Annotated in this window: 10 protein-coding genes and 1 riboswitch; of the genes, 1 reads left to right on the top strand and 9 read right to left on the bottom strand. The window is 71.2% G+C overall.

What is annotated here, in order from left to right; translation table 11 throughout:
• Positions 1–5: 5 nt before the first annotated feature.
• The 8 genes from AC3IYJ_RS04055 to AC3IYJ_RS04090 all read right to left on the bottom strand — a co-directional run bounded on the left by AC3IYJ_RS04055 (position 6) and on the right by AC3IYJ_RS04090 (position 20,240).
• Positions 6–1,709: an ABC transporter ATP-binding protein gene (locus AC3IYJ_RS04055; RefSeq protein WP_489399964.1), complete on the bottom strand. Its 1,704-nt coding sequence runs from the start codon at positions 1,707–1,709 to the stop codon at positions 6–8.
• The gene (locus tag AC3IYJ_RS04060) at positions 1,696–12,648 is read right to left on the bottom strand and encodes an amino acid adenylation domain-containing protein (RefSeq protein WP_489399965.1); all 10,953 of its coding nucleotides are present in this window, start codon (positions 12,646–12,648) and stop codon (positions 1,696–1,698) included. Before AC3IYJ_RS04060 ends, AC3IYJ_RS04055 begins: the two co-directional genes overlap by 14 nt.
• Before the next feature lie 57 nt (positions 12,649–12,705).
• Complete coding sequence (locus AC3IYJ_RS04065; protein ID WP_489399966.1) at positions 12,706–14,493, bottom strand: ABC transporter ATP-binding protein; 1,788 nt, start codon at positions 14,491–14,493, stop codon at positions 12,706–12,708.
• 2 nt (positions 14,494–14,495) lie between these two features.
• Positions 14,496–15,554, bottom strand: a complete 1,059-nt coding sequence (locus AC3IYJ_RS04070) for an iron-siderophore ABC transporter substrate-binding protein (RefSeq protein ID WP_489399967.1) — start codon at positions 15,552–15,554, stop codon at positions 14,496–14,498.
• 86 nt (positions 15,555–15,640) lie between these two features.
• The gene (locus tag AC3IYJ_RS04075) at positions 15,641–16,507 is read right to left on the bottom strand and encodes an ABC transporter ATP-binding protein (RefSeq protein ID WP_489399968.1); all 867 of its coding nucleotides are present in this window, start codon (positions 16,505–16,507) and stop codon (positions 15,641–15,643) included.
• 40 nt (positions 16,508–16,547) lie between these two features.
• The gene (locus tag AC3IYJ_RS04080) at positions 16,548–17,609 is read right to left on the bottom strand and encodes a FecCD family ABC transporter permease (protein ID WP_489399969.1); all 1,062 of its coding nucleotides are present in this window, start codon (positions 17,607–17,609) and stop codon (positions 16,548–16,550) included.
• Positions 17,606–18,667, bottom strand: a complete 1,062-nt coding sequence (locus tag AC3IYJ_RS04085) for a FecCD family ABC transporter permease (protein ID WP_489402682.1) — start codon at positions 18,665–18,667, stop codon at positions 17,606–17,608. Before AC3IYJ_RS04085 ends, AC3IYJ_RS04080 begins: the two co-directional genes overlap by 4 nt.
• Positions 18,668–18,869: 202 nt before the next feature.
• Positions 18,870–20,240, bottom strand: a complete 1,371-nt coding sequence (locus tag AC3IYJ_RS04090) for a lysine N(6)-hydroxylase/L-ornithine N(5)-oxygenase family protein (protein WP_489399970.1) — start codon at positions 20,238–20,240, stop codon at positions 18,870–18,872.
• Between the two features lie 262 nt (positions 20,241–20,502).
• On the opposite strand from AC3IYJ_RS04090, the gene AC3IYJ_RS04095 reads away from it, so the two are divergent.
• Positions 20,503–21,450 (top strand): methionyl-tRNA formyltransferase, encoded by a 948-nt coding sequence (locus AC3IYJ_RS04095; RefSeq protein ID WP_489399971.1) that lies wholly within the window; start codon positions 20,503–20,505, stop codon positions 21,448–21,450.
• A gap of 114 nt (positions 21,451–21,564) precedes the next feature.
• Here the strand turns inward: AC3IYJ_RS04095 and AC3IYJ_RS04100 are convergent, their stop codons facing one another.
• A complete protein-coding gene (locus AC3IYJ_RS04100; RefSeq protein WP_489399972.1) occupies positions 21,565–22,275 on the bottom strand; it encodes a GNAT family N-acetyltransferase in 711 nt (236 codons plus the stop codon).
• Positions 22,276–22,457: 182 nt separating this feature from the next.
• Positions 22,458–22,685, top strand: a riboswitch (cobalamin riboswitch).
• The last annotated feature ends 128 nt before the right edge of the window (positions 22,686–22,813 follow it).

Here is a 22,813-nt window from a genome sequence, read left to right on the forward strand (position 1 = left end):
CCTGGTCACCGCGTCACCGCCAGGCAGTACGCCGGGTCGGTGGCCAGCAGGTGCCGGTGCGTGCCTTCGGCGGTGACGACTCCGTCGTCCAGGACGAGGACCCGGTCGGCGGCGTCGAGCAGGGCCGGGCTGCTGGTGATGACCACGGTGGTACGGCCCCGGCGCAGCTCCGCGATGTTGCGTGCGACGAGCTGCTCGGTGACCGCGTCCACGGCCGTCGTCGGATCCCGCAGGACGAGCACGTCGCAGTCCGCGGCCAGGGCCCGGGCCAGCGAAAGCCGCTGGCGCTGCCCGCCGGAGAGGTTCGAACCGCGGTCGCGTACCTCGTAGTCGAGTCCCTGCCGGTGCAGGGCGACAACATCGGTCAGCATGGACGCCTCGACGGCCTCGGGTACCGAACGGCTGGTGCCCGACGGGTCGATGTTCGTCCGCAGGGTGCCCGCGAAGATCTCCCCGTCGTACGGGTTCACCAGCATGTGCGCGCGAACCGCCTCGACCGACAGCTCGGCGAGGTCCTGACCGCCGAGCCGCACCGTGCCGCCGTACGCGGTCGGCGGCACGTTCACCGCCAGGATGGAGGCGAGCTCGGCCGCCGCCCGCGCCTGGTAGACCGTGATCGCCGTGAACTCGCCCGCCGGAACACGGAACTTCAGGCCCTGGAGGGACTCGTACCGGACGCAGTCGAGCTCCAGGTCCCCGCCGGGAGCCGGGTACTGCGTCCCCGGGGCCGCCACCGGCGGGGCGGACAGCACCAGGGCCATCCGCTCCGCCGAGGCGCGCGCCATCATCACGTACTTCGGCATGTCCGAGAACAGCCTGAGCGGCTCCATGATGAACTGCGCCAGGCCCACGGCCATGACGAGCTCGCCGATGCTGATCTGCCCGTCGAAGGCCAGCCAGCCGGCGGTCAGGGTCACCGAGGCCGCGAGGACCGAATTCAGGGCCAGCGCGGTGCCCGTGTAGGAGCCGTTCACCTTGGCGACGGTGATCGCCTGCTGCCTCGCCTCCGTGCTGACCTTCCGGTAGGAGCGGAAGGCCGCGTGGTTCCCGCCGAAGCCGTGCAGCGGGCGCAGGCCGGTGATCAGGTCCGCGACCTTCGCACCCGCCCGCGCCACCCGGGCCTGCTGCTCCTTGGTGCTGCTGCCGATCCGCTTCGACATCACGCTGAGCGTCGAGAGGATGAGAGCCGTTCCCGCCATGACCAGCAGGCCGAGCCGCAGGTCCGCCAGGCTCAGCGCGACCGCCGCGACCAGCACCGCGACCGAGGAGCTGATCAGCATCGGCACGACCTCGACGATGTCGGCGGTCTGGTCGGCGTCCTCGGTGGCGATGGTGAGCACCTCGCCGGACTTGAGGTCCACGTCCCGGGCCACCGGCTGGAGGCCGCAGGACGCGACCCGCACCCTCCAGTGGTGGGCCTCGGTCGTGTTCGCCTTCTGCAGGATGCGCATCCCGAACCGCCACGACAGCGACACCGTCGTGATGATCACGGCCAGCGCGGCGATCGAGAGGACGAGTGCCCCCGGGCTCCGCTCGCGCATCGTGTGGTCGACGATCTGGCCGAGCGCGATGGGGAAGGCGGTCTCACCGGCCTGGTACAGACCCATGAGGACGGTGCCCCAGACCATCGCGCCGACGTTGCGGCGTACGGCGGTGCGGAGAATGGCGGATCCCTGGGTGCGGGATCCCTGGACGTCAGGAATTGTCATCGAGGTGCCGGGCAATCGCTTCGGGGGTTCGCAGGGTGAGCAGTTCACGGATGGTGATCACGGGGCCGAATTCACGGCGCAGGAGTCCGGCCAGTCGTACGGCCAGCATGGAGTGTCCTCCGAGGGACACGAAGTCGCTCACCGCGCTCACCTCGTCGTCGTCCAGGTCCAGGGCCTCCGCGAAGAACTCGCAGACCACGGTCTCGGTCCCGGTCTCCGGGCCGCGCTCGCCCGAAGTGGTCAGCGCTCCGAGCGGCTTGGGCTCCGGCAGTGCCTTGGTATCGGCCTTCCCGTTCACCGTGAGCGGGATGCTGCCGACCTGAGCGTAGTGCGTCGGGCGCATGTAGTCGGGCAGTGCGGTGCCCACCTCGGCGGCGACCGCCGCCAGGTCGGATCCGGTCTCCAGCACGAGGTACGCGGCCAGCCGGTAAGCGCCGTCGACCTGCGGGTCGGGCTGCGCGACCGCGGCGGTGAACCGTACCGCCGGGTGCGCGGCGAACGCGGCCTCGACCTCGCCCAACTCGACGCGGTGACCACGGATCTTGACCTGCTGGTCGGTGCGGCCGAGGTACATCAGGTTGCCGTCCGGCCGGCGGATCACCAGGTCGCCGGTGCGGTACATGCGCTCGCCGGGCTCGCCGAACGGGGAAGCGACGAACCGGTGCGCCGTCTGGGCCTGCTGGCCGAGGTACCCCCGGGCGATGCCGATGCCCGAGACGTAGAGCTCACCGGGAACCCCGTCCGGCAGCGGCCGCAGCCACGGGTCCAGCACGAACACCTCGGTGTTGTCGATCGCCACGCCCACCACCGGGTCCTGGCACTCGAAGGTGCCGACTCCCAGGGTGTTGATGGTGTATTCGGTCGGCCCGTACAGGTTGTAGCCGACCGTCCCCCCGGTCTCGGCGAGCCGCTGCCACAGGGTCGGGGTGACCGCCTCGCCGCCCAGCAGCACCAGTGCGGGGCGCCGGTCCGGGTTGTCGAGCAGGCCCTCGGCGACCAGCTGCTGCGCGTAGGTCGGGGTCACGTTGATCACGTCGATCCCGTGCTCACCGCAGTAGTCGACCAGGGCGGGTGCGTCGCGGCGCAGGTCCTCGTCGCAGATGTGCACCTCGTGACCGTCCGCGAGCCACAAAAGCTCCTCCCACGACATGTCGAAGGCGAAGGACACGGTGTGCGCGATCTTGAAGACCCGGTTGCCGTGCTCCGCCAGCACCGGTTCGAAGATGCGGCGCTGGTGGTTGATCAGCATGTTGGTGAGTCCGGCGTACTCGGTCACGACGCCCTTGGGCTTCCCCGTGGAACCGGAGGTGTAGATCGTGTACGCGGGGTGGCGCAGGCGGTTCGGGTCGTCCGGCGCGAACGTCACGAGCGGCTCGGCCCCGGGAAGGGGCCGGTCCAGTTCGATCAGGTCGCCGGTCAGCCTGGGCGAGACGGCGCTGACGGTGAGGACCGCCTCGGGGCGGGCGTCCTCGACGATCGTGGCGATCCGCTCGTCCGGGTGGTCCAGCTCCAGCGGAACGTACGCCGCTCCGGTGCGCAGTACGGCGAACAGCGCCACGATCCAGTCCAGCGAGCGCGGGATCGCCAGGCCCACGGTCTTCTCCGGGCCGATTCCCCGGCCGGCGAGCACGCCCGCCAGCAGACGGCTGCGGTCGCGGAGTTCGGCGAAGGTCATGCTGCTGCCGTTGACGACGAGCGCGATCCGCTCGGGCGAACGGTCCGCCGCCCGGTCGAAGCGGTCGACCACCGTGTCCGTGCCGATGTCCGTGCGGACCGCGGGCCCGGGCACCGGCCCGAGTCCGGGCAGTGCGCCCACCGGTCCGGTGGACCGGGCCAGATCCTGGAGCACTCCGACGTAGTCCTCGAGCAGGCGACGGGCGGTGTCGCTGTCGCCGTGGCGGTGCTCCAGCTTGACCGTGAGCCGGTCGCCGGGGGTGACGACCCAGGTGAACGGGTAGTGGGTGGAGTCGTCCGACTTCACCTCGGTGATGCCGTGGCGGGCGTTCATCTCGGCGAGCGCGTCCATGTCCAGGAAGTTCTGGAGCACGAACAGGTTGTCGAACAGGGTGTCGTGGCCGCTGGCCCGCTGGATCTCGCCGAGCCCCAGGTGCTCGTGCTCCATCGCGTCGACCCGGGCGGCCTGTACGGCCGACAGGTACTCCCCGACCGTGTCGGCGGGCCGGGCCCGCGTCCACATGGGCACGGTGTTGAGCAGCACGCCGACGATGTCGGACAGGCCCTCGCCCTCGCGGCCTGAGACGGTCACGCCGAACACCGCGTCGCTGCGGCCGGTGTGCGCGCCGAGGAGCAGGCCGAAGGCGCCCGTGAGAACCGAGTTGAGGGTGACCCCGTGTGCCTTGGCCGTCTCCCGGAGCAGGTCCGACTGTTCGGCAGTGAGGGTGTGCAGGAGCGCGGGCGGCAGGTCGTCCGAGAGGGACGGCGCCGGGCCCGCGAGCAGCGTCGGGCCGGAGAGCCCGGCCAGGTGCTCGGCCCAGAACCGCTCGGAGAGCTCCTGGTCCTTGGCGGCGAGCGTGCGGGCGTGGTCCTCGAAGCCCGGTACGGCCGGGGTCGCGTCCGGCTTCTCTCCGGCGAGCACGGCCCGGTAGGCCTCGAACAGGTCCCGCAGGACGATCGCGCGGGACCAGCCGTCCCACAGCAGCAGGTGGTAGCTGAGGAGCAGGCCGTCGCGGCCGTCGGGCAGCCGGATCACGGTCAGCCGGATCAGCGGCGCCTCGGCCGGGTCGAATCCGTTGTTGCGGTCCCGGACGCGCAGGGCTTCGACTTCCTCGTCGGTCGACAGCTCGACCGTGTGGACGCCGACCCGCCGGCCCGCCTTGAGGACCTGGACCGGGTTCCCGTCGTCGTCGGTGGTGAAGCCGGCGCCGACGACCGGGTGCCGGGCCATGACGCAGGCCATGGCCTCGGCCAGCGCGTCGGTGTCCAGGCGGTGGTCGAGGGCGAAGTAGCTCTGCGCGACGTAGTGTCCGGCCGAGCCCGCCAGCTGGGCCTGGAAGTACAGGCCCCGCTGGAGCGCGGTGACCGGCGCCGTGCGCTCGGCCGTCGCGGAGGCTTCCGCGAGGGACTCGAGGGCCTGCAGCCAGTGCCCGGTGATCTCGTCGGGGACCTCCTCGGCGAGGGTGAAGGTCGCGTGCAGGCTGCCGGTGTCCGCGTCGGTCCAGGCGTTGACCTCGACGGCGTACGGGCTGCCCTGGTCGCCGCCGGTGATGTGCAGCGCCCGGGACTCGCTGCCGCGGCCGAGGTAGTTGAACAGCACCTGCGGTCGGGCGGTCAGCAGCGGGGCCGTCTGCGGGTTGAGGTAGCGGAGGCTGCCGTAGGCGATGTGCCCGGACTCGTCGGGCTGCCGCTCGGCGAGCTCGCGGGCCGCCGCGACCGGGTCGGTGTGCGCGGTGAGCCGGACGGGCGCGATGGCGGTGAACCAGCCGACCGTACGGGTGTAGTCGTGGTGCTCCAGCACCTCCACCCGGCCGTGCCGCTCCAGTTCGATCGCGAGATCGGTGGGCGACGGCTGGATCCGCGTCAGGGCGGTGCGCAGGGCGCCGCACAGCAGCTCGGTGAGTGCGACGCCGAGCGCGGCGGGGGCGGTGCGCGTCACCAGGTCGCTGGTCTCGGGATCGAGCACCACGGTTGTCTCGCGCAGCGCTCCGGCCACGGGGAGCAGCGCGGGTGCCTGGAGGGTGGTGATCCAGTGCCCGAGGTCCTCGGCGCCGGCGGCGGACCGCAGGGTCAGTGCCTCGGCGTACTCGGCGTAGGACGTGGTCGCCGGTGCGAGGTTCTCGCCGCGCAGGGCGGCGGCCAGGTCGTCCAGCAGGATCAGCCAGGAGACGGAGTCGACCGCGATGTGGTGCACGGTGACCACCAGGGTGCCGGTGGCCGCGAGCCAGGTGAAGGCGGTGACGTCCCCGGTCCCGGGGTCGAGCCGTCCGGCGGCCTCGTCGGCGGCGGCCGTGGCGTCGGCCGTGTCCGCGCTCAGGACGGTGGCCCGGCGGGCGGGTTCGGTGCGCAGGGTCCACACGCCGTGCTCGGTGTGCAGGCGCATCCGCAGGGCCGGGTGGGCGGCCAGTACGGCGTTCGCGGCGCGCTCGATGTCGGCGAGCGGGGTGCCGCTCGCCACCTCCACGGTCCTGGCCTGGGCGAAGCGGGCGAGGGAGCCGCCCAGTTCGCGCTGGCGCAGGATGATCGGCGTGGGCGCCACCGGGCCGTCCTCGCGGCGTGCGGGGGCGGGCGCCGAGGCGGATCCACGGTCCTGCGGGGCGCGTCGGCCGAGGAGCTCGGCGAGTGCCCGCGGGGTCTTCAGCAGGAACACGTCGCGGGGTGCGATCGGCAGGCCGAGGGCCCTGGCCCGGTTGACCACGGTGATGGCGACGATGCTGTCGCCGCCGGCGCCGAAGAAGTCGGTGTCGGCGTGGGCGTCCGGGTGGGACAGCGTGTCGGCGAAGATACCGACGAGCGAGGCCACGACGGAGTCGGTCACGGAACCGGTGGCGGCCACCGGGGCGTCGTCCTGAGCGGCCCGCTCGATCAGGGCCTTGCGGTCCAGCTTGCCGTTGACGGTCAGCGGCAGGGACTCCACCGGCAGGACCCGGCCCGGCACCATGTGCACGGGCAGCTTCTCGGCGAGGAGGGCGGAGAGGTCTGCGGGCACCCGGCCCACGACGTGCGCGACCAGGTGGTCGCCGCTGTCGGCGACGGTGACGGCGACGTCGACCACTCCGTCGAGGTCCCGCAGCGCCGACTCGACCTCGCCGAGTTCGATGCGGAAGCCCTTGAGCTGGACCTGGTCGTCGGCGCGGCCGGTGAACTCCAGCTCGCCGTCGAGGGTGCGCATCGCGAGGTCGCCCGTGTGGTACATCCGGGAGCCGTCGTTGGCGAACGGGTTCGCCACGAACCGGCCGGCGGTGAGGCCGGCCCGGCCCAGGTAGCCGAGGGACACCTGGTCGCCGGCCACGTAGATGGCGCCCACCACGCCCGGCGGGACGGGCCGGAGCCGCTCGTCGAGCAGGTAGGTGGACAGGCCCGGGATGGGGCCGCCGATGGGGCTCACGTCGTCGCCGAAGGCGAAGTCCTCGGCGGTCAGCACCCGGTGGGTCACGTGGACCGTGGTCTCGGTGATCCCGTACATGTTGACGAGCTCGGGCGAGGCGGCGCCGTGCCGCTCGACCCAGCCGCGCAGCCGTCCGAGGTCCAGGGCCTCGCCACCGAAGATGACGCGGCGCAGGGCTGTGAGGGGTTCGCCGGCGTGCCGGTCGGCCTCGACGAACTGGTAGAAGGCCGAGGGCGTCTGGTTGAGCACGGTCACTCCGCGCTCACGGACCAGGCGGTGGAAGTCGACGGGGGAACGGGTCAGCCCGTAGTCGGGGACGAGCAGCTCGCCGCCGTGCGCGAGGGCGCCCCACAGCTCCCAGACCGCGAAGTCGAAGGAGTAGGAGTGGAACTGCACCCAGACGTCGTCCGGACCGAAGTCCATGTCCGGCCGGGTGTTGGCGAGCAGCGCCACCACGCTGGAGTGCGGGACGACGACGCCCTTGGGCCTGCCGGTGGATCCGGAGGTGTAGATCACGTAGGCCGGGTCGTTCCAGTCGGCCGTGTCCTTCGCGTCCCGCACCGCATCCCCCGTGGCGTCCCGCGCCGCGTCCTGCGGCAGCTCGTCGCCCTGTACGAGGACGCGGGCGGTGACGCCCGCCCGGTCCAGCAGCTCCGTGAAGCGTTCCCGCTGCCCGGCGTCGACGAGGACGACCTGCGGCGCGGCGTCCGCGAGGACGTACTCCAGACGGCCGTCCGGGTAGGCCGTGTCGAGCGGTACGTACGCGCCGCCCGCGCTGAGGATCGCGACCAGGGCGACGACCTGCTCGATGGTGCGCGGGACGGCCACGGCCACGCGCCGGCCCGGCCGGACCCCGGCCGCGCGCAGGGTGGCGGCCAGCTCGTCCTTCGCGCGGGCGAGTTCGCCGTAGGTCAGCGACCGGGTGGTGCCGTCGAGCGCGCACTGGGTGACGGCGGTGGCCGCCGGGTCCCGGTCGGCCGCGGCGTCGAACAGTTCACCGAGGGTGGTCGGGGTGATCCGTGCGGGGCTCCGGCTTCCCTCCGGCAGCAGGTCGCCGACCGGGGCGTCCGGCCGGGTGAGCAGGCCGGTGAGGGTGTGCGCGAACCGGCCCAGGATGTCCCGGGCGCTGCTCTCGCGCAGCAGCTCGCCGTCGTAGATCAGGTTGAAGCGCGGGCGTCCGTCGAGGGCCCGCTCCACGACCAGGGTCAGCGGGTAGTGCGGGGCTCCCTCGTTGACGAGGCCGGTGACGCAGAGGGTGTCGCCGGTCCGGCGCAGGGCGGCCACGTCGGTCGCCACGTCGAAGACGACGAGGGTGTCGAAGAGGGCGCCGACGCCGGCCTGGCGGCCGATGCGGGCCAGCGAGACGTGCTGGTGCGGCAGGACCGCGCCCTGGTGTTCGCGCACCGCGGCGATCAGTTCGCGGGCCGTGGTGCCGGCCGTCCACCGCGCGCGCAGCGGGACGGTGTTGATGAAGAGGCCGACCATGTCCCCGATGCCGGGGACGTCCGCGTCGCGGCCGGAGACGGTGGATCCGAAGACCACGTCGTCGGAGTGCAGGATGCCGCCGAGGGTCACGGCCCAGGCGCTGTGGACGGCCACGCTCAGCGGCACGCCGGCCGTCCGGGCGGCGGTGTCGATGTCGTCCGCGGGCTCCACGGAGGTGTCGGCGAACCGGTCGGACGGGGTGTGTTCCCTGGCCACCAGGGAGGGGCCGGGGAGCTCGGCGAGCTCGGCGCCCCACACCCGGTCGCTCTCGTCGGCGTCGCGTGCGGCGAGCCAGGCCACGTAGTCCGGGAAGCCGCTGAGCGGGTAGGTGCTCCCCGGTGCGTGGTACTCGGCGAGCAGCGCGCGGAGCATCGGCGGCACCGACCAGCCGTCGGCGATGATGTGGTGGATGGTCTGCACCAGCACGTCGCGGCCGGATTCCGGGTCGCGGACCAGGGTGAACCGCATCAGCGGGCCGGTGGCCAGGTCGAATCCGGCGCGGCGGTCCCGCTCGGCGTACGCGTGCAGTTCCTCGTCGGTGATGCCGGGCCGCTCCAGCGTGGTGAAGGGCGCCTCGGCGCCGCTCTCCAGTACGGAGACGACGCGGCCGTCGGCGAGGGCCGTGAACCGCGCGGCCAGGTTCGGGTACAGGACGAGGAGCCGGGTGGCCGCGGCGGCGAGCCGGTCCGCGTCGAGTTCGCCCTCCAGCGTCAGCAGCTGCTGTTCGACGTAGCTGCCCGCGGAGTCGTCGTCGAAGACCGAGTGGAAGTAGAGGCCTTCCTGGAGCGGGGTCAGGGGAAGGACGGCGCGCAGCGCGGGTCCGTCCAGGGCGTCGACGTCGGCCTGGGTCAGTGCCACGAGCGGGAAGTCGCTGGGCGTGTGGCCGCCGTGCTCGAGCGCGGCCAGCCCGGTGAGGGCCGCCCGGAAGTACCCGCCGATCGTCTCGATGTCCGCGTCGGTGAACATCCCGTCGGGCCAGGAGACGGTGGTGACGAGCTCGTACTCGCCGTTGGCGGCGGGTTCGGCGATCGCGTTGAACTCCAGGGCGCGCGGCAGGCGCATCCTCGGGTCGCGCTTCTCGCCCAGCTGTCCGGTGGTTCCGCAGAGCTGCCAGTCCCCGGACGCGCCCGCGTCGAAGCGGCCGAGGTAGTTGAAGAGCACCTGGGGGGCCGAGGCCGTCAGGGCGGCGTCGGCCAGGTGGCGCAGGGCGCCGTAGGAGACGCCGTTGCTCGGGACGCGGGCGAGGTCCTCCTTGACCGCCTTGAGGGCGGCGGCGAGGTACTCGGGGGTGGTGAAGTCCCCGGCCGTGCCGGGGTCCACGGTCACCGGGAACAGGGTCGTGAACCAGCCGACGGTCCGGGACAGGTCCGGCTCGACGCCGGCGGCACCCGAGACGTGGCGTCCTTCGCGTCCGTGGCCTTCGAGTTCGATGTGCGCGAAGGTCTGGTCCTGGCCGCGGTCGCGGCGCCACCGGGCGAGGGTGACGGCGAGTGCGGTCAGCAGGACGTCGTTGACGCCCGCGTGGAACTTCGCCGGGACCTCGCCCAGCAGCGCGGCCGTGACCTCGGAGCCGACCGTGACGGTCCGCTCCCGCTCGTGCTCGACGGTATCGGCCTCGGAGGGTGCCCGTCGGCCCAGCGGCGCGTCGGGCCCGGGCAGGGGACGTTCGTAGTAGGCCCGGTCCGCGTCGAACTCCGTGGTTTCCAGGAGCTGCGTCCAGCGCCGGAACGACGTGCCCACCGCGGGCAGTTCGATCGTCCGGCCGGCCGAGATCTGGCGCCATGCCGTGGCCAGGTCCTCCATCAGGACCCGCCAGGACACGCCGTCGACCACCACGTGGTGGACGACCACGACCAATTGGCGTTCGGCGCGGCGCCAGACGGCCCGCAGCATCACGCCGTGGTCCGGGTCCAGCCCGTCGGTGGCGAGGGCCACGCACGCGTCGAGCGGTGCGTCGCTCTCCTGCCAGCCGGCGGCGCTCCCGTCGGACTCCGGAATGTCGAAGCTCCAGCGCTCGCCGCGTACGAGCCGGGCGCGCAGCATGTCGTGCCGGGCGACCACGGAGGTGAGGAGGGAGTCGAGGGTTTCGGCGGTCAGGTCCGCAGGGGTGTTGAGTACGACCGCCTGGACGAACCCGTCGATCGCGTCGGTGGTCCGGCCGAGCCACTGGATGATGGGCGATCCGGTGACGGATCCGGTCGCGACGTCGCCGTGGTCCACCCGGGCCACGTCCTCGCGGCCGGCCACCGCGGCGAGTGCGCCGAGGACGCTGTTGGCGAAGATCTGTCCCGCGGTGACGTAGAGGCCGGCTTCGCGCAGGGTGCTCAGCAGCGAGATCGCGAGGATGCTGTCGCCGCCGAGCTGGAAGAAGTCCTGGTCGACGCCGACTTCCTCCAGTCGCAGCACGGACGCGACGGCCGTGCAGACAGCGCGCTCGTTGTCGGTGGAGGGGCGCAGGAACGAGCCGGTGACGATCTCGGGTTCGGGCAGTGCGCGCCGGTCGAGCTTGCCGTTCGGGGTGAGCGGGAACTCGGTCATCACGACGATGTGGGCGGGCACCATGTACTCGACCATGTGCTCGGCGGCCCACGCCTTGACCTGGTCCGCCCGCAGGTCCTCGGATCCGGCGGCCGGGATCACGTAGCCCACGAGGTAGGTGCCGCCCGCGCTGTTCTTCTTCGCCACGACGCAGGTGTGGCGCACCCCGGGGTGTTCGGCGAGACCGATCTCGACGTCCTCGAGTTCGAGCCGCATGCCGCGGATCTTGATCTGGTTGTCGGCCCGGCCGAGGAAGTCCAGGGAGCCGTCCGGGGCGAACCGTGCGAGGTCACCCGTGCGATACAGCCGGGAGCCGTCCTCGGCGAAGGGGTTCGCCACGAAGCGGGACGCGGTCAGCCCGGGTGCGCCGACGTAGCCGCGTCCGAGGAGGAAGCCGCCGACGTAGAGCTCGCCGCCGACGCCGACCGGTACGGGGCGCAGCTCGTCGTCGAGGACGTACAGCTGGGTGTTGGGGTTGGCCTTGCCGATCGAGGTGGACAGGCGTTCCGCTTCGCCCCGGTAGATGACGTGGGAGACGCCGATGGTCGTCTCGGCCGGGCCGTAGCCGTGGTACATGGGGATGTCGAGCCGGGTGCGGTAGCGCTCGTACAGCTCGGGGGTGAGCACTTCGCCGCCGCACCACACGTGCCGCATGCTGTCGAGCCGGTCGGAGTCGCCGGCGATCTCCAGCAGGACGTCCAGCATGGAGGAGACGAGGTAGGTGAAGGTGACGCGGTGCTCGGCGATGACGCTCAGCAGGTGGTGCGGGTCGCGTTCGCCGCCGGGCCGCAGGACCACCAGCCGGCCGCCGCACACCAGCGGGAGGAAGATCTCGTTGATGGATATGTCGAAGGACAGCGGTGCCTTGAAGAGCGAGGCGTCGTCGTGGCCGAAGCCCAGGATCTCGTCGACCTGCCACAGCAGGCGCTCGCTGATCGCTTCGTGGCGGATCATCGCACCCTTGGGGCGGCCGGTCGACCCGGACGTGAAGATCACGTAGGCAAGGGAGTTGCCTGGCGCGGTGATTCCGGTGCCCTCGACGGGACGGTCGGCGTACTGCCAGTCGTCGAGGTCTACGAGGACGGCGTCCGGCTCGGCGGGGTCGTGCTCGCCGGAGCCGGCCAGCTGGAGCACCACCCGCGCGTCGTCGATGACGACGGCGCGGCGCGCGGAGGGCCACTGCGGGTCCAGCGGCACGAACGCGCCGCCGGCCTGCAGCACGGCGAGCAGGCCGATCACCATCTCGGCGGAGCGGGCCAGGGAAATGCCGACGACCTGCTCGCGACCGAGGCCGCGCCCGATCAGGTGGTGGGACAACTGGGCCGAGAGTTCGGCTGTTTGACGGTAGGTCAGGGTGCGGTTCTCGTCGATGACGGCGACCGCGTCCGGCCGCAGGCGGGCCTGCTCGCGGAACATCTCCACGATGGTCGGCCGGACCCGGTCGGCCCCGGTGTCGTTCCACTCGGCGAGGATGCCGAGCCGCTCCGACGGGCTCGAAGGGCTGATGGTACCGAGCGGCCGGTCCGGGAAGTCCGCCAGGTCGTCGAGCGCGAGCTGCGCGTCGGACAACAGGACGCCTTCGGGGACGGCGATGCGGATGCCGTCCGCGACGGCCTCGCCGACTCCCCAACCGCTGGGCGCGGCGCCGCCGTTGTCGACCCATCCGAGGACGTCCGCGAAGAGCGTCCCGGAGGTCAGGGCGATGCCGTCGGGGCTTTCACCCGTCGCCCAGTACGACAGTCCGATGGCACAGGCCTCGGCGATGGTCCGGTCGGAATAGCCGCCGGCACGCCGGCGCACGTCGGCCAGGCGCGTGGGAGAGATCTGCACGAGACGAGCGCTCGGTTCCATCATTGAAGACTCAACACCCTTCCAAGGTACTAAGGTCAGCCTAACCTAAATAAGGGTGACCTAACTACCGTCTCGCCAGGCTCTCCAGAGCCGCGCGTAGCGGCCGCCCAGGGCCACCAACTCCTCGTGCGTGCCCTGCTCCACGACGCGTCCCGCGTCCAGCACGGCGATCCGGTCGGCCGCCACGGCCTGGGTCAGCCGGTGGGCCACGAACAGCGTGGTCCGGCCGGAACAAGCGGCCAGTACGGCCCGTTCCAGCTCGGCGGCCCCCTCGCTGCCCGCCTCCGCGGTCGACTCGTCGAGCACCACCACGGGTGCCCGGCCCAACACCAGCCGGGCCAGGGCGATCTGGGCGACCTTGGTGCCGTCCAGACGGCTGCCGCCCTCACCGACCGCGCTGTCCAGACCGCCGGGCAGCGCCTCGACCCACTCGTGCGCACCCACGGTGCGCAGCGCGGCCATCAGTTCGGCGTCGGTGGCCCCCGGTGCGGCCAGCCGCAGGTCGTCGGCGAGCGGACCGGAGAACACGTGCGTCTCCTGGGTCAGGATGCTCACCAATGCCCGCGCCCCGGCCTCGTCCAGATCGACGAGGTCGGTCGTCCCGATCCGCACCGACCCGGACTGCGGGGCCCCGATGCCGGCGATGAGCGCGGCCAGGGTGGTCTTGCCGGCGCCCGTCGCGCCCACCAGGGCCAGTGAGCCGCCCGCCGGGATCGTCAGGCTGACGTCGCTGAGGACCGGTTCCTCGGCGCCGGGGTACCGGAACGTCAGCCCCTCCACCGTCACCGGGTACCGCTCGTCGTCCACCAGCGCGGCGGTGGAGTCGCCCACCAGCCGCTCCTGCGTGGGCTCCGCCAGCACCCCGACGAGCCGGGTCAGGCTCGCGCCCGACTTCTGGGCCTCGTCGAAGGTGAACATGATGGCGCCCAGCGGGGTGAACAGGCGGTGGAACACCAGCGGGGCGGCCGACACCTCGCCGAGCGTGGCGGACCCGGTCTCCAGCAGGGCGTAGCCCACCACGAGGATCAGGACCAGCCCGATGAACTCGGCGCGGTTCTCCCTGCCGACGAACCGGCCGAAGAAGTGGAACACCTCGATCCCGAGGTCCCGTACGCGCCGCGAGTCCTGGGAGACCTTCTCGCGGAAGGCCTCCTCGAGCCGGTGCGCCCGTAGCGTCTCGATGCCGTTGAGGCCGCTGATCAACGCCTGCGCGCGCTCGGCCTGGGCCACGGCGCGCTTCTGGTAGAGCGGGGCGGAGCGGGGGAGGTACCAGCGCAGGGCCAGCGCGTAGGCCGGCAGTGCGCAGGCACCCGCCAGGCCGAGCCGCCAGTCGAGGCCGAACATGCCGACCGTGGCGATGGCCACCAGGATTCCCGCGGAGAACACCGTGGGAACGGCGGACCGGATGCCCTTGGACAGGACGGCGACGTCGTCACCGACCCGGGAGAGCACGTCTCCGCGGCCCACCTGCTCGACCCGGGCGCTGGGCATCCCCAGTACCGACCGGACGGCGCCCTCGCGCAGTTCCGCGAGCAGGTCGGCGCCGAGCCGTCCGATCAGGTAGGCCGAGACCGCAGTGGCCGCCGCGCCGAGCAGCGCGGCGGCCACCATCCACACCCCGATCGTGACCAGGACCGACCGTGGTTCACCTTCGACCACTCCGTCGACCACCCGGCCGAGCAGAAGTACGGGGAGCATCTGGAGAGCCGCCCCGGCCACCGTGCTGAGTACGGCGGCGGACGTCAGCCAGGGCATCCTGCGGCAGTTCGCCGCGACCCATCGGGCTGCTTCACGTCCGGTCGTCGTACGCAGGGTGGCCGGGGCGACCCGATTGTCCGTGGTGCTCACACCTAGCCGACCGACTTGACGAGCTCGTCGATGGCGAAGGGCAGGGAGGGCAGGGTGGCCTGCGACATGGCCGCGCCGGCCGCCGGGCCCTCGCTGTCGAGCAGGTAGGACACCTTGTTGTTCTTGGTGACCTTCAGGTTGGCGAAGAGCTCGGACTTCTTCAGCGCGTCCGTGTCGGCCTTGTCGTTGATGACGAAGACGCGGTCGACGTCGATGAGGTCCATCCGCTCCGGGGAGAGCGCGAAGGAGAACTTGCCGCCCGCGAGCTTGTCGAGCTCGCTCTGGCCCTTGAAGCCCATGCCGGTCAGGAGCTGGCCGCGGACGTCGGTGGTGGTGAAGGGGTTGACCGCGTCCTTGTACCAGGAGACCGAAACGGCGGTCTGGTTGGCGAACTCGGGGTGCGCCTTCTTGACCGCGGCGAGCTTGTCCTGGATGCCCTGGACCATGGCCTTGCCCTCGTCGGCCTTGCCGAGCGCCTTGGCGATGTGGAGGGCGTTGTCCTGCCACGGAGCGCTGAAGGGCTCCTTCTCGGTCTTCGTGCGGCCGACCGTCGGCGCGATCTTCGAGAGCTTGTCGTAGGCGGCCTGGTCGATCTCGGAGTAGACCGCGATGATCAGGTCGGGCCGCAGGGCCGCGATCTTCTCGAAGTTGGGGCCGGTGTCACCGTTGTTCATGATGACCTCGGGCTTGGCCCCGCCCCACTTGTCCTTCACCCAGGGCCACTGGGTGTTGATGTCGGGGCTCTGGCCCGCCGGGTTCGGGTACTGGTCGACCATGCCGACCGGCTTGATGCCGAAGGCGAGGATGTTCTGGTCGTCGGTGTAGCCGACCGACACGACCCGCTGGGGGGCCTTCTTGATCTCGGTGGATCCGAACGCGTGCTCAACCGTCACCGGGAACGCCCCCGCGGCCGCGGGGGCGTTGGCGCTGTCGTCCTTCTTGTCCTTGTCCGCCGAGTCGGAACCGCAACCCGTGAGGAGACCTACACCCAGGGCCGCGACGGACACGGTCGCCGCCAGCCGCCGCCAGGGGTTCATACGTGTCGTTCGATCGAGGAGCATCCGAGAATCCCTTGCTTTCATGCTGTCCACTGCGGCCCACGTAAGGGCAGGCAAACCTTACCCCGAGCCAATGAGGTAAGCCTACCCTAAGTTGTAAGCATCTCGTTTGGGCTGCCCGCACCTCGAACATGGGTCCGGCCGATCGGCACGACGAGCGGACGGTTCCCCACCGGATCGTCAATCACCATGGCACGCAGGCCGAATGCCTCGTGCAGCAGCTCGGGGGTGACCACGTCGCGCGGATGCCCCTGCGCGAGGACCGAACCCGCCTTCATCACGATCAGGTTGTCGCTGTAGCGCGCGGCCAGGTTGAGGTCGTGCAGCACCATGACCACGGTGCGGCCCGACTCGTGCAGGTCGTCGACCAGGTCGAGCACGTCGACGGCGTGCGCCAGGTCCAGGTAGGTGGTGGGCTCGTCGAGCAGCAGCAGATCGGTTCCCTGAGCGAGGGTCATGGAGATCCAGACGCGTTGACGCTGGCCCCCGGAGAGCGCGTCGACCGGACGGTCGGCCAGGTCGGCCACCCCGGTCATGGCCAGCGCCCGCTCCACGACGGACGCGTCGTCCGAGGACCACTGCCGCAGCCAACTCTGGTGCGGATGGCGGCCCCTGGCGACCAGGTCGGCCACGGTCAGCCCTTCCGGCGCGACCGGCGCCTGGGGCAGCAGGCCGAGCTTCTTGGCCACGTCCCTGGTCCTGAGCGTGGCGATGTCCTCACCGTCCAGCACGACCGCTCCGCGGGTCGGCTTGAGCAGCCGCGACAGTGTCCTCAACAGGGTTGATTTGCCGCAGCCGTTGGGGCCGATGATCGTGGTCACCACACCCGGCGGGATCGTGACGTCCAGCGTGTCGATGACGGTGCGGTCCCCGTACCCGACCGTGACGCCCTGGGCCGCCAGCCGCGGGACTTCGTCGACCCCCGGCTCGATCCCAGTGATGTACTCAGCGACCATGGGCCCCCCTCTGTTTAGGCTTGCCTAACCTTTCTACCATCTAGCGGCGGTTCGCCCGCACCAGGAGGTAGACGAGGAAGGGGCCGCCGATCGCGGCGGTGACCACGCCGACCGGCAGGCTGATCGGCAGCGCCGTACGGGCGACCAGGTCCGAGCCGATCAGCAGCAGCGCTCCCACCGTCCCGGAGGCCACCAAGGGCGGTGTCGGGCACCTCGTCAGACGGATCGCCACCTGCGGCGCCACCATGGCGACGAACGGGACCGGTCCCGCCGCGCTCACCGCGAAGCCGGCCAGGAGCACCGCGCACAGCAGCATGACGGCCCGGACCAGCGAGTAGCGGACGCCGAGGCCCGCGGCCACGTCGTCGCCGAAGTGCAGCGGCTTGAACTGGAAGGCGACGCACCCCACGACGACCGCGAGCGCGAGGGTGCCCCAGAGCGCCACCCACACCTCGTCCCACGACCGGTTGTCCAAGGAGCCGACCAGCCACGCCTGGGCCCGCGCCACGTCCCTGATGTCGGCGGTGACCAGCAGCCAGGTCGTGATCGCCTCCATCACGGCGCTCACGGAGAGGCCGATCAGGATGAGCCGGAAGCCGTCGACCCCGCGCCGCCACGCCATGAAGTACACCAGCAGCCCCGTGCCGAGACCGCCGGCCAGCGCCGCCCCCGACAGGCCTACGGAGCTGACGACCGCGGCGGTGGCCCCGCCGGACACCGTCACCAGCAGCACCGCGACGGCGCTGGCGCCTCCGGTGATTCCCAGGATGTCCGGACTGGCCAGCGGGTTGCGGGCGATGGACTGGGTGATCGCCCCGGACATGCCCAGCGCGACGCCCACCACGAGCCCGGCCAGGGCCCGCGGCATGCGCAGGTCCATGATCACGAACTGGTCGACCCGCTCACCCCCGCCGAACAGCGTGGCGACCACCTGCGGCAGGCCGATGGGGAAGTCCCCCACGGCGATGGACAGGCAGAACACCAGGAAGGTCGCCGCCACCAGCGCCAGCGTGACCAGTACGAGCCTGGGCCGCCATACGAAGGACACGCTGCCGAGCCGCAGCCCCGGGGCCGCCGACCGCTTCACCACTGTCACGTTCATGCGCTCTTGAACTTTCCCCGCCACACCAGGACCGCGAAGAACGGGGCGCCGAGGAGGGCGACGAGGACTCCGGCGTCCAGCTCACCCGGCCGCACCACGACGCGGCCCACGATGTCGCAGACCAGAAGGACGACCGCGCCGAGCAGACCCGCGTACGGCACCAGCCAACGGTAATCGGGCCCGGCCAGGTACCGGGCGAAGTGCGCCACCATGAGTCCGAGGAACGTGATGGGACCGCACGCCGCAGTGGCCGCGCCCGCCAGCAGTGTGATGGCGACGATGCCGACGGTCCGGATCAGGGCGATGTTCACGCCCAGCCCCCGCGCCACGTCGTCACCGAGGTTGAGCAGGTTGACGGAGGGCAGGGTGGCCAGCGCCAGCACCAGCCCGACCACGATGAAGGCGGTCACCGGCCAGATGACGTCGAACCCGACGCCGGCCACCGACCCGGAGTTCCAGAACCGCAGGGCGTTCAGCGCCGCCTTGTCCGACAGCGCGACCGCCGTCGTCATCGCCATCAGGAACACCGTGACCCCCTGCCCGGCCAGAGCGAGCGTCAGCGGATTGCCCGCGCCCCGGCCGATGCTCGACAGCCCGAACACGACGACACCGGCGAGTCCGGCGCCCGCGAAGGCGAACCAGACGTACTGGAACGGGTTGGTGAGCCCGAACAGGGAGATCGCCGACACGACGGCGAACGAGGCCCCGGTGTTCACGCCCAACAGGCCGGTGTCCGCGATGGGGTTGCGCGTATATCCCTGGATCAGCGCGCCACCGACACCCAGGGCCGTCCCGGCCACGATCGCAAGCACCGTACGGGGCACCCGCACGGTCTGCATGATGAGCCGGGCCTCCGAGACCTTCTGATCGGGGTCCGGCGCCCCGAACAGCCCGTGCCACGCCTCGGCGGGGCTCAGCGCACGCGCGCCGACGGCGAGGGACAGCACGGCCGCGGCCGCGAGAACCGCGAGGACCGCGCCCAGACCCACGATCCGGCGCCGCCGGACCTCTGCGATCCGGGAAGGTGCAGCCGGACGTTCGACCGTGGTCGTTCCCATGTCCACGCGGGTCACTCCTCGCAGCCGGCGCGGAAGGCGGACCGCCCGGATATCACGCGTCGGCGGACGGGCGGGCTGCCTGCGCAGCGACGGGTACCAAGAGGCACGGAAATTCCTTCTTCGTGATCTATGGCGTGCAAACACTACTGCCGTGCCTGCCGGTGCGAACGCACCACAGGCACGGCAATGGGCCGGGGCCGAGCTACTGGACGGCCGCCTGGCGGGCGCCGCTCTCGGCTCCCCCGGCAACCGTCCGACCCTGCCCGGGAAGGGAGTTGAGGTTCCGTTCGAGGATCGAGTCGAGTATCTCGCCGACCCGTACCGCGGTGTTGGACAGCAGGGAGGAGGTGATCCCGTGGGTGTGCTCGGTGCCGCCCTGGAGGTAGATGCCGCAGCTCAGTGCGAGGTCGGTCGTCACGCGGTAGTCGCGCTCCACCCGGACCCGGCCCTGCTCGTCGCGGTGGCACAGCTCGGCGACCTCGCCGAGCAGGCCCAGGCCGTCCGCCTGCATGTACCCGGTGGCGCACACCACGACATCGGCGTCCAGCACGTCCTCCTCGCCGGTGACGAGGGACTTGACGGTGGCGCGGACCCCGTCGGCCGTCTCCTCCACGCCGGTCAGGCGCGAGACGTTCAGGAAGCGGAGCCGCTCGGTGCCGAGCACCTTCTCCTGGTACGACTGGCGGTACAGGTCGTCGATGAGGTCGATGTCCACCACGGAGTAGTTGGTGTTGCCGTGGTAGTCCATCAGCCGGCGCTTGACGTCCTCCGGCGCCGAGTAGTACTCGTCCACCGCCTGGGGGTCGAAGATGCGGTTGGCGAAGCTGCTGTCGTCCGCCGGGCTGTAGCCGTAGCGGGAGAAGACCGCGCAGACCTCGGCCTGCGGGAAGCGGCGGTGCAGGTAGGCGACGTTCTCGGCGGCGCTCTGGCCCGCGCCCACCACGATGAAGCGGGTGGGCTCGCCGCCTTCCAGGCCGTCCACCTTGGTCAGCAGGTCGGAGTTGTGCCAGACGTGCTCGGTCCGGCCGACGCCCTCGGGCATGACCGGGCGCAGCCCGGTTCCGACGATGAGGTTGCGGGCCCGGTGGACAACGACCTCGTCGCCGGAGCGCGCGGTCACGTCGAGGTACTCGATCACGCCGTCACGCACGACGGGCTCGACGGAGACGACCTGGTGGCCGTACGAGACCATGTCGTCGACCTTGGCCGCGGCCCACTCGAGGTAGTCGTGGAACTCCACCCGGAGCGGGAACAGGTTCTTGTGGTTGACGAAGTCGATCAAGCGGCCCTTGCTCTGCAGGTAGCAGAGGAAGCTGTATTCGCTGGTCGGGTTCCGGAGCGTCACCAGGTCCTTCATGAAGGACACTTGCATCGTCGCGTCATCGATGAGCATGCCGCGGTGCCACCCGAAGCGGGGCTGCTGCTCGAAGAAGTGAGCGGTGACCGCCTCCTGCCTTCCGACACGAGCGTTGTGCTCGCTGAGCGCGAGCGCCATTGCCACGTTCGACGGCCCGAAGCCGATACCGATCAGATCGTGGATCAGTGGTGCGTCGCCAGGAAGAGCCTGTGACATGTCACTCCCATTTGGTGCGGGACAGCCGCCTGCCAGGCGTCTTGTCAGGGGTGGGGGAAAGGGGGAGTCCAGGCACACCGGTGACCGGCAGCCGAGTGGAACTTAGGTAAAGCTAACCTGATCCAGGGGCGCTGTCGACCAGACAAATCGGGCAACGCGTTCACACTCGGGTCAATCGAGCCCGGAATCGGGGCTGTTGCATCGTTAGGTAAGGCTTGCTTTACTTACGTCTGCTCATTCGCTCATCTGAGGAGGAACCCCGATGCGGGTCGTCATGTTCGGTTATCAGACCTGGGGTCATCGCACCCTCAAGGCGCTCCTGGATTCCGAGCACGAGGTCGTGATGGTCGTGACGCACCCCAAGAGCGAGCACGCTTACGAGAAGATCTGGAGCGACTCGGTCGCCGACCTCGCCGAGGAGCACGGCGTCCCGGTCGTCATCCGCAACCGCCCGGACGACGAGGAGCTGTTCCAGCAGCTCAAGGCGGCCGACCCGGACATCCTCGTCGCCAACAACTGGCGCACCTGGATCCCGCCGCGCATCTACACCCTGCCGCAGTACGGCACCCTCAACGTGCACGACTCGCTGCTGCCCAAGTACGCCGGCTTCTCCCCGCTGATCTGGGCCCTCATCAACGGCGAGTCCGAAGTGGGCGTCACCGCGCACATGATGGACGAGGTCCTCGACGCCGGCGACATCGTCATGCAGCACTCGATCCCCGTCGGCCCGACGGACACGACCACGGACCTCTTCCACAAGACGGTCGACCTCATCGCCCCGGTCACGATCGGCGCCCTCGACCTGATCGCTTCCGGGCGGACCGAGTTCACGAAGCAGGACCGGAGCCAGGCCACCTTCTTCCACAAGAGGGCCGAGGAGGACATCCGGATCGACTGGTCCTGGCCCGCCGAGGTCCTGGAGCGCCTGGTCCGCGCCCAGTCGGCCCCGTACCCGTCCGCCTTCGCCTTCCACAAGGGCAAGCGCCTCGAAGTGCTCTCCGCCGTCGTGTCCGAGGGCCTGTACGGCGGGACCCCCGGCCGCATCTTCTACCGGGAGGGCGACGGCGTGGTCGTCGTCGCCGGGGCCGACGCCCGCACGGGCCGCAACCACGGCCTGGCCATCACCCGCGTACGGACCGAGGACGGCCGGGAGCTGCCCGCGACCGAGTACTTCACCTCCATGGGCGGCTACCTGACGAGCCGTCCCTGAAGCCGGAGGCAGCCTGGCCGCTGCCTCCATTTGATCGCCGACCCGCCCCGGCCGTCCCCCGGGCGGGTCGGCTTTCGCCGTCGCGGCGTCACGCGGCCCGCGCGGCCGGGAGCGTCACGGAGTGCGGAAGCCCCGGAAGGTCACGTGCTTGCGGGTCTCGAAGCCGAGCCGTTCGTAGAGGGCGATCGCAGTTCCGTTCGCCTCCGCCACGTGCAGGAAGGGCCGTTCGCCGCGCGCCACGATCCGTTCCACGAGCGCACCGACCAGACGGGCGGCGTACCCTCGCCCGCGCGCCTCGGGAGCAGTGCAGACAGCGCTGATCTCGGTCCAGCCCGGAGGCCGGAGCCGCTCGCCCGCCATCGCCACCAACGTGCCGTTGTCGCGGATGCCGAGGTAGGTGCCGAGCTCGTGGGTGCGCGGCCAGAAGGGCCCCGGCCGGGTCCGCTCGATGAAATCGAGCATTTCGGGCACGTTGTCCGCGCCCAGCTCGACCACACCGGTGTCCGGCCCGGCACCGGGGCGGACGGGCCGGCTGGTCGGTGCGCTCGTGGAACGGATCATCTGGCGGCCCTCGAGGTCGAAGACCGGCTCCCAGCCGGGCGGCGGATCGGCCGGGCAGCTGAACATGTCGGCGAATTCGCCCGGACCGAGCAGCCGCGCCAGGTCGGCCCATTCCGCCGCGCCCGCGTCGGCGGAGACCGAGGAGAAGGTCGCGACGCCCGGAAGGTAGGTGGCGGCCCGGCCGATCCGGCGGGCGAACCGTGCGTGGTGGCCGCCGAGTGACTGGCCGACCGGGTCGTCGAGTGCCGGGTCGTCGCGATTCATCGTGCGGTACGTCTCCTGTCGTGCGCGGGAGCTGGTCGCCCGGGCCACTGGAAGCCTAGGCCGTGGGGCGCGGCGAGCAGTGACCCGGGTGCACCACCCGCCCTCGGCTCTCCCCCCGCGCGGGCATCACGATTCGGCATCCGGTATCTGGACTTCTCTCCTCATTCTTTAGTTCGGCCGCCTAGTGTGGATCTCGCAGCTGGTTCGCCCCCGTCCGCCAGGCGGGATGCGTCGTAAGAGGGAACCCGGTGGGAATCCGGGACTGCCCCGCAGCGGTGAGTGGGAACGACCGCTGTCATACGCACTGGGACCGGACAACGGTCCTGGGAAGCGACGGCCAGTAGGTGCCCGCCGGGAGACCGGCAGGCGTGCCCGCGAGTCCGAAGACCTGCCACTGCCCGCACGCGGACGATTCCGCATGCGGAGATCCCGGTGACCTCGTGGGCGGGTCGGCGTACACAGCGAGCGGCACGTGCGGCGTTCTCCCGCCACGTGGTCCGCGCGTTCTGTCCTCCCTTCGCGTCCACGTCCCGTCATC

The sequence above is a fragment of the Streptomyces sp. GL_140 genome, from assembly GCF_057834465.1.

Bases quoted from the DNA above. Each gene is read 5' to 3' on its own strand.
- AC3IYJ_RS04095 (WP_489399971.1), top strand. From the start codon at position 20,503: ATGCGGGTCGTCATGTTCGGTTATCAGACCTGGGGTCATCGCACCCTC.
- AC3IYJ_RS04100 (WP_489399972.1), bottom strand. From the start codon at position 22,275: ATGAATCGCGACGACCCGGCACTCGACGACCCGGTCGGCCAGTCACTC.
- AC3IYJ_RS04080 (WP_489399969.1), bottom strand. From the start codon at position 17,609: ATGAACGTGACAGTGGTGAAGCGGTCGGCGGCCCCGGGGCTGCGGCTC.
- AC3IYJ_RS04090 (WP_489399970.1), bottom strand. From the start codon at position 20,240: ATGTCACAGGCTCTTCCTGGCGACGCACCACTGATCCACGATCTGATC.
- AC3IYJ_RS04055 (WP_489399964.1), bottom strand. From the start codon at position 1,709: ATGACAATTCCTGACGTCCAGGGATCCCGCACCCAGGGATCCGCCATT.
- AC3IYJ_RS04075 (WP_489399968.1), bottom strand. From the start codon at position 16,507: ATGGTCGCTGAGTACATCACTGGGATCGAGCCGGGGGTCGACGAAGTC.
- AC3IYJ_RS04070 (WP_489399967.1), bottom strand. From the start codon at position 15,554: ATGCTCCTCGATCGAACGACACGTATGAACCCCTGGCGGCGGCTGGCG.
- AC3IYJ_RS04085 (WP_489402682.1), bottom strand. From the start codon at position 18,667: ATGGGAACGACCACGGTCGAACGTCCGGCTGCACCTTCCCGGATCGCA.
- AC3IYJ_RS04060 (WP_489399965.1), bottom strand. From the start codon at position 12,648: ATGATGGAACCGAGCGCTCGTCTCGTGCAGATCTCTCCCACGCGCCTG.